Raw genomic sequence first — 16,728 nt, 5'->3', positions numbered from 1 at the left:
TACCTAGCCTCCAGTTAGCTTGAAGAGGGCCTTGCCCCTCTCAGATCAGAAGGTATTGCTCGGAAAATGCTTTCCCGCAGTCGAATCAATGCTCACGGTGGACCAGCCGCGCAACCCACGGGTTGGCGCTCAACCCGTGCAGAAGAACACTGAGTAACACCGTGCAAATGGCGGTAGCGATCAGCGTATTACTCGCCAATAGAGGGTAGTCCATTATCATGACGGCAAAGACGATGGTCGCCAGGCCACGTGGGCCGAACCAGGCCATGAATAGGCGGGTTTCGATGTCGAAGCAGGCCCCCAGGAGGCTGATGAGCACGGGTAGCATGCGCACCACGGTCAAACTGAGCAGCGCGTAAAGCCAGATATCCAGGGTTAGGCTGCTCCAGGCTTTGGGGATGACCAATGCGCCAAACACGGCCCAAGTGATGACCGATAGCAGGCTGGCAAATTCTTCGCTGGCTTGAAGCAGCTGATGCTTTTGCTCCTTAAACAGGTAACCCGCGAGCAGCCCCCCGACGAAGGCGGCAATAAAGCCACTGCCGCCCAATGTTTGCGCAGTGGCAAAGCACAGAACGGCGAGGCCGGGGAGGGTAAGTTGTGACCACACGGGCATCTGCCACTGGTGCTTCCAGGAGAGCCGCTGCAACTGCCAGGCGACCATGGTCAGGGCGATCCCGGACAGCGCGCCAATGCCCAGTTCCTCGACAAGCAGCTTCGCCGCCAGAGAGAGAGGGGCCTGAGTCTGTTCTTCGACCAATAACGCCAGGAACATCAATAGCACCGGCACGCAGATCCCGTCATTCAAGCCGCTCTCTACGTTCAACCCTTCACGCACGGGAGCGGCAACCTTGGGGTTGCACACAACCGCCTTGCCCAGCGCTGCGTCGGTAGGCGCCAACAGGGTTGCCAGAATGGCCAACTCTATCAGCGGCACCTGAGGGAATAGCCAGATACCCACCAGCCACCCACACAAGATGGTCAGGGGAAGGCCTATCAGCAGCAAGCGTAACGGAAGCCCTTCATGGGCCCGCAGGACTTTGAGGTTAGCGTTGGCTGCATCACTGAACAGAACAATCGCCAGGGTCAACTCGGCCAAGGCTTTGAGGCCTTCCCGGCCAATCCGGAGTTGCAGAATGTCTAGCACAGCAGGCCCGAGAATGAGACCTGCGAGCATAAACATCAGTGGACCATTGAGCAGGCTCGACTCGAACCGCCCAGCGAAAATGCTGTAGATCAAGAGGAAGGCCGTGAGCAGAGCGAGGTTCTGGTACATGGGGCCTGCCTGTCTGAAGGACGGTAGTTCCATTATGGTCGGCACCTGACTATCCGCAAATCGGTTGCAGAACTTCCTGCCGGTGCCGGTGACAGGCTCTCAAACAGGCTACATTTATAATTGCAAATATGTGGTGGCTGCGCGAACACGTGAAAGGGTGCTCGACTATCTGGGCTGACAGATAGCCACGGCATCGCTGCTGACGAAGTTGCAGGGGGCGGGGGAGTGAGTGTTTCGCGCTCCTCTTGCGGGTCGTAAATGCTCATACCGGTACCGGCAGGCGGTATGAGCACTTGTTGTAGGGCAAACAGCGAAACCAGCTGCGTACCATTGTGACTCCATGGAGATCAAACCACCGAATGTGGTGAGTCTTGGCCTGGAGTGTCTGATGAATCGACAAGACCTTGAACCGAACGACCCGCAACAAGACTCCAATACCCAGATGGTCTCTCGGCATTCGAGGGGCAGTTTTCGTCAGTGGGTACCGGAGTGGATTCGCAACTACCGGCAGGGCTGGTTCAAAGGCGATGCCATTGCCGGCCTGACGACGGCGGCGGTGGTCATACCAAAAGCACTGGCTTACGCCACTATTGCCGGACTCCCGGTACAAGTCGGGCTCTATACGGTGTTGGTGCCGATGGCGATTTATGCCTTACTCGGCTCTTCGCGCCCGCTCAGCGTGAGTACAACCACGACAATCGCCATCCTCGCAGGTTCTGCACTGGGTCAGATCAGCCCGACGGGCGACCCTGTTGTATTGATAGTGGGATCCGCCACATTGGCAGTGCTGGTAGGCGCTTTCCTTGTCCTGGCGGGGGTATTGCGCCTTGGATTTATAGCCAACTTCATCTCCGAGCCCGTGCTGGTTGGATTCAAGGCCGGCATTGGCATCGTCATCGTGCTTGACCAAGCGCCCAAGTTGTTAGGCATCCACATTGAAAAGGGCAACTTCCTCCATAACCTGATCGCCACGTTTTGGGGTATACCGCACGCTTCGCTGCCCACCGTTGCGTTGGGTATCTTGATGGTGCTGATCCTGGTCGCGATGAAGCGTTTCACCCCAAGCGCGCCCGCGCCACTGGTCGCGGTGGCCATCGGGATTGCAGGGGTGAGCCTGCTTGGCCTGGACCGCTTCGGCATTTCGTTAGTCGGCAATGTTCCAACCGGATTACCTGCCTTGACGTTGCCAGGATGGGAGTGGGTGACTCCTCTCTGGCCAGCAGCCATAGGGATCGCGCTGATGAGCTTTACCGAGACCATCGCTGCCGGACGTGCCTTCGCCCGAAGTGACGAGCCCACGCCTCAGCCCAATCGGGAACTAATCGCGATGGGCATAGCGAACATAGGCGGAGCCTTCCTGGGGGGCATGACGGCGGGTGGAGGAACCACGCAGACCGCGGTAAACCGGCTGGCGGGGGCTCATACGCAACTGGCAGGGTTGATTACAGCGGCGCTGGCACTGGGAACGTGCCTGCTGCTGGCGCCTTTCATTAGCCTGATGCCGAATGCCACGCTGGCGGCCGTGGTGATTGTCTATTCGGTGGGCCTTATCGAAGCCTCAGAGTTTCGCGACATTCTGGCGGTCCGCCGAACAGAGTTTATCTGGGCGCTCGCCGCCATGTTGGGGGTCATGCTGCTAGGAACATTGAAGGGCATTGTCGTTGCGATCATCGTGTCGCTCGTCGCCTTGGCCTATCAGGTTTCAGACCCCCCAGTTTATGCCTTGGTCCGAAAACCAGGCACCAACGTTTTCCGCCCGAAATCCGATGAGCATCCCGAGGATGAAAGCTTCGCCGGATTGCTGCTGGTGCGCTCAGAAGGCCGGATTTTCTTCGTGAATGCCCAGCGGGTTGGCCATAAGTTGCTGGCGTTGATTGCTGAGTCCAAACCGCGGGTCATTGCTCTCGACCTTAGCGGCGTGTTCGATTTGGAATACACCGCCCTGAAAATGCTGACCGAGGCCGAAAACCGAATGCGTGAACAGGGTGTAATGCTGTGGCTGGTGGGCATGAACCCAGGCGTGTTTGCCATGGTAAGAAATTCGCCGCTGGGGCGCTCGCTGGGCCCCACGCGAATGTTCTTCAATCTGGAGCAGGCTGTTGCGCATTTTCAGGTATAGCCGGCGTTAACAGGGATTCGAAGGTTTCGAACATCGTTAACGCCTGGCCCGGAGGTGAGCCTCATGCACGACATCAAAGAAGAGAAGCGGGCGCGCGTGCTCGATCCGATCGATCGTGTCTCGGAGGTGATCTTCGGTCTGCTGATGGCGATGACTTTTATCGGCTCGCTTAGCGTGGCAACGGCTGGCCAGGAGACGGTGCGCACGATGATGGTCACGGCACTCGGTTGCAATCTTGCCTGGGGCCTCGCGGATGCCGTCATGTACCTCGTACGCACGGTCACCGATCGCACGCGCAATCGGACGCTTTTCTTACGCCTGTGCAAAGAAACGAATGCAGCATCAGGGCAGGCACTCATTGCTGGAGCACTGCCTCCTCGTATCGCGGCGGCGGCGGGCAACGAGGGCCTTGAAATGATTCGTCGTCGGATGCTCGAGTTTTCGGACGCACCCATACCTCCACGTCTTCGCCTGGACGACTTCAAGGGTGCATTCGGCATTTTCCTTCTGGTGACCCTGGCAACATTTCCTGTGGTAGTGCCGTTCATGCTGCTTCATCAAGTGGCGGTTGCGATACGCGTGTCCAACATGGTCGCACTCGGGATGCTGTTTCTAGCCGGCTGGGCTCTTGCGCGATACGCGGGCGGAAGCCGCTGGCGCGGAGGTACGGTAATGGCGATCACCGGTACATTACTGATGTTGGCGATCATGGCGCTGGGAGGGTGATTCCATCAGCGCCAGTACGGAGGGCGTATAGCCGGACTGATCTTGGACTCACACATAAACTGCTCGGCCAGGACGACTCTTAAAGCCCGTCTTTCGCCAGGTTATCCAAGTTAATCGGTTCGCCGGGTTTGATGCCCAGTTTGTCGCGAATATCTTCGAACATCGCATCGTATTCGGCGTGGCTGCGCATGATAGGACTTTCGTTAGGGGGCAGACCGTGCTTGACCGCGACCTTGGCCAGCAGACTGGCAAAGTTGGAGGCGGTATCGCGGTGCATGTCGAACTCATCAACGAACTCTCGGCCCGACACCTGTCCGACCATTTTGAAGTGCATCAACGTGCCTTCCTTTGGGTCATGACGAACCTCGTAGAAAACGTCGATGTTGAATTTTGGTATGCCTGGCATTCCAGGAATACTGGCGCGATTGAGATGGCCTGGCGTGAACATACGATGACCCTGTTTAGTCTGACACTGTGAGTCCTGCTCATGCCCGCTGAATCAGACGACATGTTTCATGTGGGCTACACGGGAGGAGCTTACCGTGGATATAGACCTGCTGCTCCAGCACGTACACATCTCTGGATGTTCTCAAGCAAGACTAGCGGGCGCTGGACAGACTGCAAGGCGAGTAACGGAATCCAGCGGTAGCCCGTGACGACATGGGCACGGGCTGTATCGAAGGTTTAGTGGGCGCTTCTGCCCGCTAGCCAACGAATCTGTCAGTAGCGTTCCAGCCAGTGGGCATAAGGTGCCGGGAGCGTCCAGGACGCACGGTCAATGCCCAGTTCACGGGCGGCAAAATAGGTCCAGTGTGGGTTGGCCAGATGTGCGCGACCGACCATCACCAGGTCCAGTTGACCGTCCTTGAGCACTTTCTCTGCAATCGCCGGGGTGCCGAAGCCCCAAGCCGAAGAGACCGGAATGTCGGCTTCGCGACGCACGCGCTCGGCAATCGGGCCCATGAACGACGGCGCCCAGGGAATGTTGGTTTCAGGAATGGTGAAACCAATGCTGACGCTAAGCATATCCAGGCCGGCGGCTTTGAAGCGTCGGGTCAGCTCGATGGACTCCACCAGGGTTTGCTCGTCCCGACCGTCGTATTCGAGCACGCCGAAACGCGCGGTCAACGGCAGGTTTTCCGGCCAGACTTCGCGCACGGCTGCCAGTGTTTCCAGAAGGAAACGGCTACGGTTGTCAAAACTGCCACCGTAGGCGTCTTGACGATGATTTGAATGCTCGGAAAAGAAAGTCTGCGCCAGATAACCGTGAGCGAAGTGAAGTTCCAGCCATTCGAAGCCGGCTTCACGAGCGCGACGGGCGGCAGCGACAAAATCGTCACGCACACGAGCAATATCGTCCAGGGTCATGGCCTTGGGCTTTTTCGGCAGGTTGGCGCCGAACGCGATGGCGGACGGCGCGATGGTCTGCCAGCCACGGGTATCATCGTCAGCAATATGATCATCGCCTTCCCATGGACGGTTGGCGCTGGCTTTGCGCCCGGCGTGGGCGATCTGGATGCCCGGCACCGAGCCTGCGGCCTTGATGGCCTGAACCACCGGTACAAACGCCTGTGCCAGCTCGTCGCTCCAGATCCCCGTGCAGCCTGGAGTAATGCGTCCTTCGGGAGCAACAGCGGTTGCTTCTACAATCACCAAACCGGCGCCGCCGCGCGCGATAGAGGCCAAGTGAACTTGATGCCATTCGTTGATCAAACCATCAATTGCCGAGTACTGGCACATGGGCGGGACCGCAATCCGGTTGCGCAGCGTGACATCCTTGAGTTTGAACGGTTGGAACAGCGCAGACATGGTCATACCTCTTAGCGAAGGAATATTCCGTAGTTCGATAGTATTCGAACAATAGCTCATGGGTAAACCCCTGTGTATGATTCACCCATGCGCGCATTCAAACATCCACCTGCCAGCGACTTTGTCCTCGAACGAGTGCTCTATGCCTTGAGCGATCCGGTTCGCCTGGAAATCGTCCGTCATCTTGGCCGTGTCGCCGAAGCGAGTTGCGGCGAGCTGGATGGCGGCAGGCCAAAGTCGAGCATGTCTCATCATTTTCGGGTGCTGCGCGATGCCGGTCTTGTTCACACTCAGAACGTCGGTACCCTGCACATGAACTCATTGCGCAGTGCTGACTTGAACAGTCGGTTTCCCGGGCTGATGACGGCAATCCTGACTCAACAGGATTGAGTTCATCCAGCCCCAAGAGGCAGTGAACGCACCGAGGATCTCACTTCGCGAGCCGCTGACGGATTGCCTGCAATTCCTTCTGACGGTTAGCATCCGTATTGGGGTAAGTCATATTGAGCCCCACGAGGGTATCGAGAATAATTTGCGAGACAAATAGCCTGGCGTTTTTCTTGTCATCCGCAGGAACGACATACCAAGGGGCATTGGTTGTGCTCGTGGCACTGATGCATTTTTCATAGGCACTCATGTAATCCTTCCAGAATTCCCGCTCCTCAATATCAGCGAGGCTGAATTTCCAGTTTTTTTCCGGCTCATCGATGCGTTCAAGGAAGCGTTTACGCTGTTCTTCTTTCGATAGATGGAGAAAAAACTTGATGATGCGAGTTCCGTTACTGAAAAGGTGCCGCTCCAACTCTGTGATCGAGCGATACCGGTCGTGCCAAATCGTCGTTTCATCGAGATTGGTTTCCGAAAGGCCTTCGCTGCTGAGGATTTCTGGATGTACACGCGTTATCAGCACCTCTTCATAGTAGGATCGGTTGAAAATGCCGATCCGCCCGCGCTCTGGCAGATCGCGGGTGGTGCGCCAAAGGAAGTCATGTTGCAACTCAGCCGCGCTGGGATGTTTGAAACTGAATACCTGACAGCCTTGCGGGTTGACACCTGACATCACGTGTTTGATGGCACCATCTTTTCCTGCGGTATCCATCGCCTGAAAGATCAGTAGCACGGCATAGCGATTAGACGCATAGAGCAGCTGTTGCAACGCACTCAATTGCGCAACGTGCTGACCCAAAAGTTGGCGATATTGCTCCGTCGTTTTATACACAGGCTTCACGTTCGTAGGCCATTTGCGAAGGCTGACCAATTCACCTTCCCGTACGTTAAAGTCTTTTGAATGTATTTTCATCTTGATCTTCCAGGGGGACATCGCTCCTCATAGCGTGTAGTGCCCCCTCTGTGGCCATCTTGACCATTATCAAGTTATGGCAAGACAAAACCGTCGCCGTCGATGATCATCTGTTAGTCATGACAGCACTCTCAATGCGGAGGAATGGAGTACAGGCGTACTTCAGTGTCTCCGACTTTCAACTCTGTCACCTTCGTCCAGTCGCTAGGTATGGAAGAAAAATCATCCGGTGGCTCGCTGTTGCTGATCAACCACACACGTGTCGAGTCGCCGGGTAACGCTTCAAGACTGTCCAGGTAAATTTTATCGGAATCCTGATCGACCAGCGTACCGAACCCGTAGCTGTTTGGTCGCCCCGAAGTACCATTGGCTAGTTTCGGTGTGTAGAGCAGTGGCTCAGACCCCGTCTTGTTGTAGTAGACATAACTGAAATACCAGAATAAATCGCTGACAACGATGCGGTCATTGGCAGCATAGTGCTCATTTACATAGCTAACCAGCTTGTCGAACTGTTCATCATCCACTTGGTAGTCGTTACTCAACCCGACCAGTTCTACCCCCAAGATACCCATGAGCATAGCGATTGCCACGTAACGGAAATGACGCTCAATTTGATCGATGGCGATTGCCAGAATCATGGGTAAACCCAGGGCAGAGAACATCAGATAACGCTCGACCAACAGTGGTGTTATCCACGAGATCAGAAACACAACCACCAAAGGTAGAAAGGTATAGGTCACCAATAAAACATGAAATTTATAGGGGCCTCGATCACGCAGGGCAACAGCACCGGCGACCAACGCCACCGCGAGTGGAAGTGAAAAATAGAGGGGCCATTTCAGGCTTAAACCGTCCGTAAGGATCAAATACTGCCAGATAGTTGAGGGCAGAGAATAACGTGTAACCGGCAGTATCCAGCCGACGTCGCCACCCACCTTGAGTTGTTCAAGGTGCTGCAACTGGTCAATCAGGCCAGGAATCCAGGGGGCATATAGCAAGGCAATGAGACCGTTGGCGATCCACCATGCAGGGCGAGTGATGAGGCGGGGCTTTTCACCGCGCATAAAAAACAGGTAGGCCCAGTGTGAAAGTACACAAAGGCCCGTGAAGTAATGGGTGTAAAAACTGGCTGCCATTAACAGAGAATAAATGACGAGGTATCGATGACGGTCTGGATTTTTCACCCAATAGACGAGTGCTATGGTTGCGCCCATCAGCCAGAACCCCATGAGGGAGTACATCCGGACTTCCTGGCTATAACGCACTGCAATGGGCAGTAAGGCTAATAAAACGCCGGCCAGGATCGCCGCTCGCCGTGTTGCGATCAATTGAACCAGCCAGACACCAAGGGCTACCGTCAGAATGCCCGGTACGACGCTCATGGACCTGACCGAGAAGATACCGTTCCCGAATACCTCTATCCATAGGTGCAGGAGGAAGTAATAAAGAGGTGGATGTACATCGTGAGCGCTGTGAAACCAGATCAGCGCTGGTGAGTACTGGCTCATGAGCAAACTGGAGCCTTCATCGCACCAGATGGCTGATGCGGTTGAACCATAGACGCGCACCAGCGCCGCCAGTATCAGAATAGGTAACAACCAAAGCTCGCGAGCCCAGAAGGCAGTGCGTTCAATTTTCTGTGCAGCGCCAGGGTCGAGAACCCTGTCTATAAAATGATTTTTTTGAAATTTCATACTTTCTCCCGCGCCATGCAACCCCTGGCACGAAGCAATTTTCGATTGTTGGCGATCGTACGTGGATGCCGACCATTTCAGGAAAGTTCCCGACTATCTGAGTGATGGGAGGAGGGTAAGCACTAACCTTGATCTCGAACTTTTTTTTGATTCAGGATATCGACGTGGCTGACAGCCATATCGCTCGTATAAGCTTTGCGCGTAATGTATCCAATCACGTCATGTTTTTACATCGGTGTCTCGTTAAAGAAGACGGCCACCACCACTACGCATCGGGCGACTCGTGAAAGTCCGGTACTTGTTGATTGACATGAGGCAACCATGAGCACAGGTTTTCCATCGGCCCCCAGTTTCGTCAGCCAACGTGAACAGTTTCTGGCTGCGGCCAAGGCGGCGGGTGCAAGCCTGACCGAATACCGCCATCCATTGACCGGGCCCTCCGGCGAACCGCTGAGTACCGACGTTGCCGTGCTTGGAGATCCACATGCGAAACGGCTGCTGATTGCGCTCTGCGGCACGCACGGTATTGAAGGTTTCTATGGCTCGGACTGCCAGATCAAATGGCTGCAAGCGCTCACCGATAGAACCTTGCCCGACGATGTGGCAGTAGTGATGATCCACTTGATCAATCCCTGGGGCACGGCCTGGATGCGCCGTGTCAACGAAGACAATATCGACCTCAACCGCAACTATCTGAATTTCACACAAGCGCTGCCGGATAATCAACGGTACGAGGCGCTACACGAGATCTATACCTGCACCCAACTGCAGGGGCCTAAGCGGGAGAGGGCAGACGCCCTGCTCAACGAGCGAATTAGTGAAGAGGGCTGGTCAGCGGTAATGTCGATTGTCGAGGCCGGTCAGTACGTACATCACGACGGTCTTTTCTATGGCGGCAAGGCACCTGGCTGGTCGAACAAAACCCTGCACAAGATCATACAAGAGCACTTCACTCACGCCCAAGTTGCCATGTGCTTTGACCTGCATACCGGCGCTGGAGACTACGGCCATCCCATGCTGATGACGATTGCTCAGTCTTCCTACCCGGCGCTGCACGATGCCCAGGCGGTATACGGCCCATGGCTGTATACCCTGCTCACTGGAGCTGAAAGCAAAAGTGATACAGGGGTGGCAGCCACAGCAACCGGTTACACCTCGCAGGCCATGATTGATGCATTGCCGCAGGTGCACTTAATGCCGTTCGTTATCGAATGTGGCACTTATCCGGGAGAGCAGGTCCACACTGTTTTGCGTAACGATCAGTGGTTGCACCTGCACGGAGACCTCACTGATCAGGTCGCCAGGAAAATCAAGCTGGAGTTGCTCGAGCAGTTCTACCCCGCTGACAGTGACTGGCAAGAGGTTGTCTGGCTATGCACCCGACAAATCTGGGAACGGGCATTGGCGGTACTGCCACGGATACAAGCTCCAACTCATCAGTAACCGCTCGGCCTATCGCGGCCGCAACGGCCCATCCCTGGGGCTGCGAAATAAGATAAATGCCTTATGGGGAAACGACAGCGAGGACGTTTGGCCTCACTGCATTGAGTTTCGTCAATAAAAGGCGCAACGCCACAAGAGAAAGTGTCTGGATCAAGCGTCCGGAGGCTGCTGAATATGATTTCAGCGATGGGTGTGCTTCGCGTTGCAGACTTAAACGGCGCAATTTCCGACGGAGCTTGTAAATGGCCAGCATCTGGCTAGGCTTCAGCCAGGGTTATGTCACTTGACAGCCTCTTTCCAGAGGGAATTGAAATGTATCTGAAGGACGGCGAAGCAGGCGGGAAGAAGGCGGTGGTATGGTCGTTTTTTTTCGGGTCACCGTTTTTTTTCAGACACCTTAGACGACCGGGAACCCTGTTAGGGGCACTATTGTTGTTGGTGCTCTGTCAGTCGGCCCAGGCCCTGCCTTCCTTTGCACGCCAAACAGGGCAAAGCTGCGTTGCCTGCCATGCGGGAGGGCAATTTCCTGAACTGACACCTTATGGGCGCCTGTTCAAGCTGACGGGTTACACCAACGGCGTACAAACCAACCCCTTGGCCGCCATGATCGTCGGCGACTTCACTTCAACGCGCAACAACAGCGACGGTGCGGGCAGCTCGATTTCCGCCAAAGACAAACAATTCATCATTGATTACGGAAGTGTGTTCCTGGGCGGAAAGATCACTGACGTCATTGGCGGCTTTGCCCAATTCACTTACAGCTCATATGACCATCAGGATGCCTCGGGTAATTGGGTAAGTCACCTAGGCTCGGACAACTTTGACCTGCGTTATGCGGACCGCCAAGTGGACGCCTCACGTGATGTCATCTGGGGTGTCACATTGAATAACAACCCCACAGTTCAGGATGTCTGGAACAGCACGCCTGCCTGGGGCTATCCGTATGTCAGTTCAGCCTTGGGCGCCTTTGGCGGGGTCCCGGCCTCGACGCTGATTGAAGGGGGGTTGGCTCAACAGGTGGCGGGTATCGGTGCCTATGTTTATTTGAACAAGTCGTTGTATCTGGAGCTGACCTCCTACCAGACAGCCAAAAATACGTGGGCCTTTCTAAGTTTGGGTAACAAGAAGGGCGACACCTACCATCCGTTGACGTACATGGATGGCTCAAGCCCTTATGCGAGGCTGGCCTATACCTACGAGTGGGGGCCCCAAAACGTGATGGTGGGCGCCTTTGCAATGAATGCCAAAATTCTTCCCATGGATGACTCCAATAATCCGATCTACGGCCAGGGCAGCACCGAATACCGGGATGTAGGCTTTGATGCCCAGTACCAGTACCTCCTTGATCCCCACGCTTTTACTGCACAGATACGGTATGTAAAGGAAGAAATAAGAGATGACACCCAGACGCTCTACGATGGACCGGCTTCCCTTCGATCATTCAAGTTGAAGGGCAGTTATGTGTACCGTGCCAAATATGGTGCGAGCCTGTCTTATAGCAATGTCAATGGCAGTTCGGATGCGACGGCGTACCCGAACAGTGCCAATTTTTCACCCGATACACAGATGTGGACGCCCGAGGTTTTCTGGTTACCGATGCAGAACCTGAGGGTCGGACTTCAATATAACTATTTCACCCGTTATTTGGGCGCAACGAATAACTATGACGGCAATGGTCGTGATGCCAGCGAAAACAACACCACTTATCTTTATATGTGGTACGCACTTTGATCTGTTGGGCGCAGGGGCGTAGACCATGGAGGCAACGGGCATGAAGGGTACTTTCAAACGACCACTTTCTTTTCTTGCCCTCTGCGTGATTACGCTCACGGGCTGCACAGGTACGAACGGGGAGACAGCGCAACAAACGTCGCCCATGTCCGGCATCGCCATGGCGGACAAGGTGTGCTCCATGTGCCATGGGCTGACGGGGGAATCCATCTCGCCGATGTTTCCCAAGTTGGCCGGTCAGCAAAAGGAGTACCTGAAGTTGCAGCTGACTGACTTCAAGGGCCATGCACGCAGCGATGAAACCGGGACTCAGTACATGTGGGGATTTACCCATTTGACAGAGACTCAGATCAGCGAACTGGCAGACTATTTTTCAAGTCAGAGTCCTATGAAGGCTGATGCTGATACGGCTGATGCACGCGGCGAATTAATCTTTCGCAAGGGCTTGCCTGAGTCTGGCGTCGCTCAGTGCAGTTCCTGCCACGGTGCTGACGGGCAGGGCAATGGTCAGTTTCCGCGCCTGGCGGGTCAGCACGCCTACTATATGATTCGCCAGATCAAGGTTTTCCAACAGACCGACCAGCGCCCCCGTGGCGCCCTGATGAAGCAGGTCACGCACTCACTGTCTGATGCAGATGCTGAATCTGTCGCTCATTACATTGCAACACTCGGGGCAAAAAAATAACGGCCTTTGCGGCACCTGTGATGATGTGCCGGTGCTGGTTACTCTGGTCGGTATTGCACTCTGGTTGAGACGCCGCTGGTTCGATGATTCAAACAACGATGCAGTTGCTCAGGACAACGAACCACAAGCCACGCAGTGGGGCAAAGTTTCTCGACAAGCCATGACAGATATAAAGCCTGCCCACTCAACGGCTCAGCATGCTGAGTCGTTGAGTGGGCAGGCTTGTAAATCACCTCTAAGGTTTTTAATCAATCGACTGCCAGTCGTGCCGTCAGACTGTCGATAAAAATCATCTCGGCGCGACTCATTTTCTGGTCTCGATTCCATAACAGGTGGATATCTACATCTGCGATGCCGTCGTGAGGCGGCAAACGCCACAGCAGACCGTTCTTCTCATCGTCAGCGACAACATGGACCGGCAGGCAGCCAAGGCCGAAGCCGGCGATCACAAGACGTCGCACTTCTTCCAGGCTTGGCGATGATGCAACGATGCGTCCGCTGAAACCTTGCTGGTCGCGAAAGATGGTCAGCGGCGAAAGCATCCCGCCAATCTGGTCGCTCGTGAAACTGACAAAATTTTCCGATTGCAGGTCGCCTTCTGCCAAACCTGCACGGCCAAACAGGGCGTGGTGTCGACCACAAAAAAACGCATAGCGCTGGCGCAGGAACAAATGTTGTTCGAGGCGAGGCTGCGGCCGGCGATTGAGACTCAAGCCCAGAGTTGCGGTTTTCTCCAGCAGCGCGCTGACGATGTCGGAGCTGCGCATGACTTCTATGTCTAGATCTACCCTCGGGTGCTGTCGATGGAATGCGGCCAAGAAGTCATCGAAACGTTCCGAGAAAATCCGGCTGATCATCAGCAGCCGCACCTTGCCTATTACCTCGTCACCCGGCTTTTGCAGGGCATTGCTCATCTGCGAGACCTGGCCGTACATCTCACCTGCAATGGCGAAGATCTCTTCACCGGCTTCGGTGAGAACAAAGCGTGGACCGCGTCGGGCGATGAGCTGGCAATCAAGTTGTTCCTCCAGCCGTTTGAGCGCCTGGCTGATGGCAGGCTGGGTCAAATGCAGACGGGCTGCGGCGCGGCTGATGCTCAGCTCCTGACCAATGACTCGAAAGGTGCGCAGCAGGTTCCAGTCCAGACGATCGTTGAGCAGTGGATGCACATTCCGGCGGAGCTTGGGGTTATCGGTATCTGGCATGACGGCGCTCAATAATAAACAGAATTTATAATTGAAATAATAAATAGAAAATTGACTAATCATAGCCCCAAGACGATAAATCACTTCAATCAAGCGCCATAAGAGCGCATGTGCGACACGCTTTCTCCTGCCAAAAAAACAAACCAAAAGGAGCCTGACCCATGAAGCCTTCCGCTTCGCCACAGCCGCGCCGTGCTGCGGCAGCCGCATTCATCGGCACCATGATTGAGTGGTACGACTTTTACATTTACGCCACCGCGGCAGCTCTGGTATTCGGCCAACTGTTCTTTCCTTCCGAAGACAAGCTTTTCAGTACCATGGCCGCGTTCGGCACCTTCGCCGTGGGTTTCTTCGCCCGTCCACTGGGTGGGGTGGTCTTCGGTCATATCGGTGATCGCATCGGTCGCAAGAAGTCTCTGATCATCACCTTGGTCATGATGGGCGTGGTGACGGTGTGCATCGGTCTGCTGCCGACTTATACGCAGGTTGGCGTTGCAGCACCGGTCCTGCTTATCCTGCTGCGTGTGGTCCAGGGCATCGCAGTCGGAGGTGAGTGGGGCGGCGCAGTGTTGATGGCTGGCGAGCATGCGCCCAAAGGTCGTCGCAATTTTTTCGCGTCGTTCGCTCAGCTAGGCAGCCCAGCGGGCCTGATTCTGTCGCTGCTGGCGTTCGGCGCGGTCACCCGGTTGTCTGAGGAAGACTTGATGAGCTGGGGCTGGCGCTTGCCGTTCCTCGCCAGCGCACTGCTGCTCGTGGTGGGGTTGGTGATACGTCTCGGTGTCAGTGAGTCTCCTGAATTCCTCGAGGATAGAGCTCGCGCAGACAGGGCTCGTGCCGTCTCTAACCGCAAGGAGCAGGCGCCGGTTCTAGAGGTGCTTAAAACCTCTTGGAGACCACTGCTACTGTGCATTGGCGCTAACACGCTGGGCATTGCAGGCGTGTACTTCACCAATACCTTCATGATTGCCTACACCACCCAACAGCTCAACTTGCCGCGTTCGTTGATTCTCGAATGCCTGTTCGTGGTAGCGATCATCCAGTTCTGCATTCAGCCTTTAGCGGCGTGGGTGGCCGAGAAGGTGGGCGCGACCCGTTTCTTGTGTGCCATGTGCCTGTTAGCGATGGCTTCGCCGTATCCGATGTTCATGTTGGTGAGCAGCGGCCAGGCGCCGCTGATCATCTTCGGTATTGCCCTGGCGGTAGTGTGCATGGCTTCGTTCTACGCAGTGATCGCTGGTTACGTCAGTGGTCTGTTCGAAACTCGAGTGCGTTACACGGCTATCTCCCTGGCCTATCAAGTGTGTGGCGCTCTGGCTGGCGGGTTGACGCCATTGATAGGCACCTGGCTTGCCCATGAGTACCTCGGCCAGTGGTGGCCTATGGCAGTGTTCTACAGTTCGATCGCAGGCGTATCTCTGTTCTGCGTGCTGGCACTTTCCCGCCGTCATGCCCATGCACATCGCCTTGAAATGGCTCATAGCGCCTGACACCGTTGGAGAATCTGTATGTTGAAAATCAACGGCGAGCGCCTATGGGCCAGCCTTATGGCCATGGCCGAAATTGGCGCAACGGCGCGGGGCGGGAGTTGCCGTCTGGCCCTGAGTGGCGAAGACAAGGTCGGTCGTGAACTATTCAGCGGTTGGTGCCTGGATGCAGGGCTGACCCTGAGTATTGACGGTATTGGCAACCTGTTTGCCCGACGTGCCGGTACTGACCCGCAGGCGGCTCCGGTAATGATGGGTAGCCATCTGGATACTCAGCCCGAAGGTGGGCGCTTCGATGGTGTCTATGGCGTGTTGGCTGGGTTGGAAGTGGTGCGGCGCCTGGATGATTTAGGGATTAAGACCCGAAAACCGCTTGAAATCGCGGTCTGGACCAATGAAGAGGGCGCACGTTTTACTCCCGCCATGCTCGGTTCTGCGGTGTTCACCGGAACGCTGGCGCTGGAAAAAGCGCTGAGCATCGAGGACAACGACGGTGTGACGGTAGCGCAGGCACTCAAGCGTACTGGCTATGACGGTCAGCGTGCGCTAGGCGGGACGGTGGACGCGTATTTTGAAGCTCACATCGAGCAGGGGCCAATCCTTGAAGACAACGCAAAAAGTATTGGCGTTGTGAGCGGCGGCCAGGCCATACGCTGGCTAGACGTATGCGTTGAGGGCATGGCGGCTCATGCGGGCACCACGCCGATGCCATTGCGCAAGGATGCCTTGTATGGCGCGGCGCAGATGATTCAGGCGCTGGAAGCGTTGGCCGGTGATTTCGCGCCCGAGGGGCTGACCACGGTCGGCCAGTTGAACATTGCAAAGTCGTCGCGCAATACCATCCCCGGGATGGTGAACTTCACGGTCGACCTTCGTCATCATCGCGATGCCGCCATTGAGGTGATGGAGCAACAGGTCCGTTCGCGCCTGCAAGACATTGCCGCCAAGCGCGGCTTGTCTCTTAGTGTCAATCCGCACTGGATCAGCCCAGCCACGCCATTCGATGCCGATTGCGTGGCCGCCGTGCAACAAGCCGTGGACGCTTTGGGCTATGCCCAGCAGCCTATCGTCAGTGGTGCCGGCCATGATGCCATTCACCTTGCGCGGTTCTGCCCGACGGCAATGATCTTTATTCCTTGCGTCGGCGGTTTGAGTCACAACGAAGCAGAAGATGTGTTGCCCGAAGATGTGCGTCGGGGTACTGACGTATTGCTCAACGCAGTACTGACCCGTGCTGGTCAGGTTGAATAAGGAAA

14 protein-coding genes are annotated in these 16,728 nt (G+C 55.7%); 8 read left to right on the top strand and 6 right to left on the bottom strand.

The features are described from left to right. Positions 1-85 precede the first annotated feature (85 nt). Positions 86-1,276 carry a cation:proton antiporter gene (locus RGU44_RS06880; RefSeq protein ID WP_322217785.1) on the bottom strand — a complete coding sequence of 397 codons (1,191 nt, stop codon included), beginning with the start codon at positions 1,274-1,276 and terminating at the stop codon, positions 86-88. A gap of 442 nt (positions 1,277-1,718) precedes the next feature. On the opposite strand from RGU44_RS06880, the gene RGU44_RS06875 reads away from it, so the two are divergent. Both RGU44_RS06875 and RGU44_RS06870 read left to right on the top strand, forming a co-directional pair. Further along, positions 1,719-3,395: a SulP family inorganic anion transporter gene (locus tag RGU44_RS06875; RefSeq protein ID WP_322217784.1), complete on the top strand. Its 1,677-nt coding sequence runs from the start codon at positions 1,719-1,721 to the stop codon at positions 3,393-3,395. 63 nt (positions 3,396-3,458) lie between these two features. Then, positions 3,459-4,121 carry a VIT1/CCC1 transporter family protein gene (locus tag RGU44_RS06870; protein WP_322216399.1) on the top strand — a complete coding sequence of 221 codons (663 nt, stop codon included), beginning with the start codon at positions 3,459-3,461 and terminating at the stop codon, positions 4,119-4,121. A gap of 79 nt (positions 4,122-4,200) precedes the next feature. Here the strand turns inward: RGU44_RS06870 and RGU44_RS06865 are convergent, their stop codons facing one another. After that, a complete protein-coding gene (locus RGU44_RS06865) occupies positions 4,201-4,569 on the bottom strand; it encodes a DUF5064 family protein (protein WP_322179271.1) in 369 nt (122 codons plus the stop codon). Positions 4,570-4,841: 272 nt separating this feature from the next. Further along, complete coding sequence (locus tag RGU44_RS06860; RefSeq protein ID WP_322179272.1) at positions 4,842-5,930, bottom strand: NADH:flavin oxidoreductase/NADH oxidase; 1,089 nt, start codon at positions 5,928-5,930, stop codon at positions 4,842-4,844. A gap of 87 nt (positions 5,931-6,017) precedes the next feature. Between RGU44_RS06860 and RGU44_RS06855 the strand changes: the two genes are divergently transcribed. Beyond that, the gene (locus RGU44_RS06855; protein ID WP_322179273.1) at positions 6,018-6,320 is read left to right on the top strand and encodes a helix-turn-helix domain-containing protein; all 303 of its coding nucleotides are present in this window, start codon (positions 6,018-6,020) and stop codon (positions 6,318-6,320) included. 40 nt (positions 6,321-6,360) lie between these two features. On the opposite strand, the gene RGU44_RS06850 is transcribed toward RGU44_RS06855, so the two are convergent. Both RGU44_RS06850 and RGU44_RS06845 read right to left on the bottom strand, forming a co-directional pair. After that, the gene (locus RGU44_RS06850; protein WP_322216396.1) at positions 6,361-7,230 is read right to left on the bottom strand and encodes an ADP-polyphosphate phosphotransferase; all 870 of its coding nucleotides are present in this window, start codon (positions 7,228-7,230) and stop codon (positions 6,361-6,363) included. Between the two features lie 131 nt (positions 7,231-7,361). Then, positions 7,362-8,924, bottom strand: coding sequence for a glycosyltransferase family 39 protein (locus RGU44_RS06845; RefSeq protein WP_322216394.1), 1,563 nt, complete (start codon positions 8,922-8,924; stop codon positions 7,362-7,364). 321 nt (positions 8,925-9,245) lie between these two features. Between RGU44_RS06845 and RGU44_RS06840 the strand changes: the two genes are divergently transcribed. The 3 genes from RGU44_RS06840 to RGU44_RS06830 all read left to right on the top strand — a co-directional run bounded on the left by RGU44_RS06840 (position 9,246) and on the right by RGU44_RS06830 (position 12,783). Continuing rightward, positions 9,246-10,367 (top strand): DUF2817 domain-containing protein, encoded by a 1,122-nt coding sequence (locus tag RGU44_RS06840; protein ID WP_322216390.1) that lies wholly within the window; start codon positions 9,246-9,248, stop codon positions 10,365-10,367. A gap of 312 nt (positions 10,368-10,679) precedes the next feature. After that, entirely contained in the window at positions 10,680-12,098 is a 1,419-nt protein-coding gene (locus tag RGU44_RS06835) for a cytochrome C (RefSeq protein ID WP_322179277.1), read from the top strand. A 40-nt stretch (positions 12,099-12,138) separates the two neighbouring features. Continuing rightward, entirely contained in the window at positions 12,139-12,783 is a 645-nt protein-coding gene (locus tag RGU44_RS06830) for a c-type cytochrome (protein ID WP_322179278.1), read from the top strand. 248 nt (positions 12,784-13,031) lie between these two features. Here RGU44_RS06830 and RGU44_RS06825 read toward each other — a convergent pair whose 3' ends face one another. Beyond that, positions 13,032-13,988, bottom strand: a complete 957-nt coding sequence (locus RGU44_RS06825; RefSeq protein WP_322182685.1) for a LysR family transcriptional regulator — start codon at positions 13,986-13,988, stop codon at positions 13,032-13,034. Between the two features lie 161 nt (positions 13,989-14,149). Between RGU44_RS06825 and RGU44_RS06820 the strand changes: the two genes are divergently transcribed. Then, positions 14,150-15,475, top strand: a complete 1,326-nt coding sequence (locus RGU44_RS06820) for an MFS transporter (RefSeq protein WP_322179279.1) — start codon at positions 14,150-14,152, stop codon at positions 15,473-15,475. 18 nt (positions 15,476-15,493) lie between these two features. Beyond that, positions 15,494-16,723 (top strand): Zn-dependent hydrolase, encoded by a 1,230-nt coding sequence (locus RGU44_RS06815; RefSeq protein ID WP_322216387.1) that lies wholly within the window; start codon positions 15,494-15,496, stop codon positions 16,721-16,723. The last annotated feature ends 5 nt before the right edge of the window (positions 16,724-16,728 follow it).

Source organism: Pseudomonas sp. 5C2 (assembly GCF_034314155.1).
Lineage (GTDB): Bacteria > Pseudomonadota > Gammaproteobacteria > Pseudomonadales > Pseudomonadaceae > Aquipseudomonas.
Note: the sequence above shows the minus strand (reverse complement) of the source record. Positions and strands in the feature narration are given on the sequence as shown.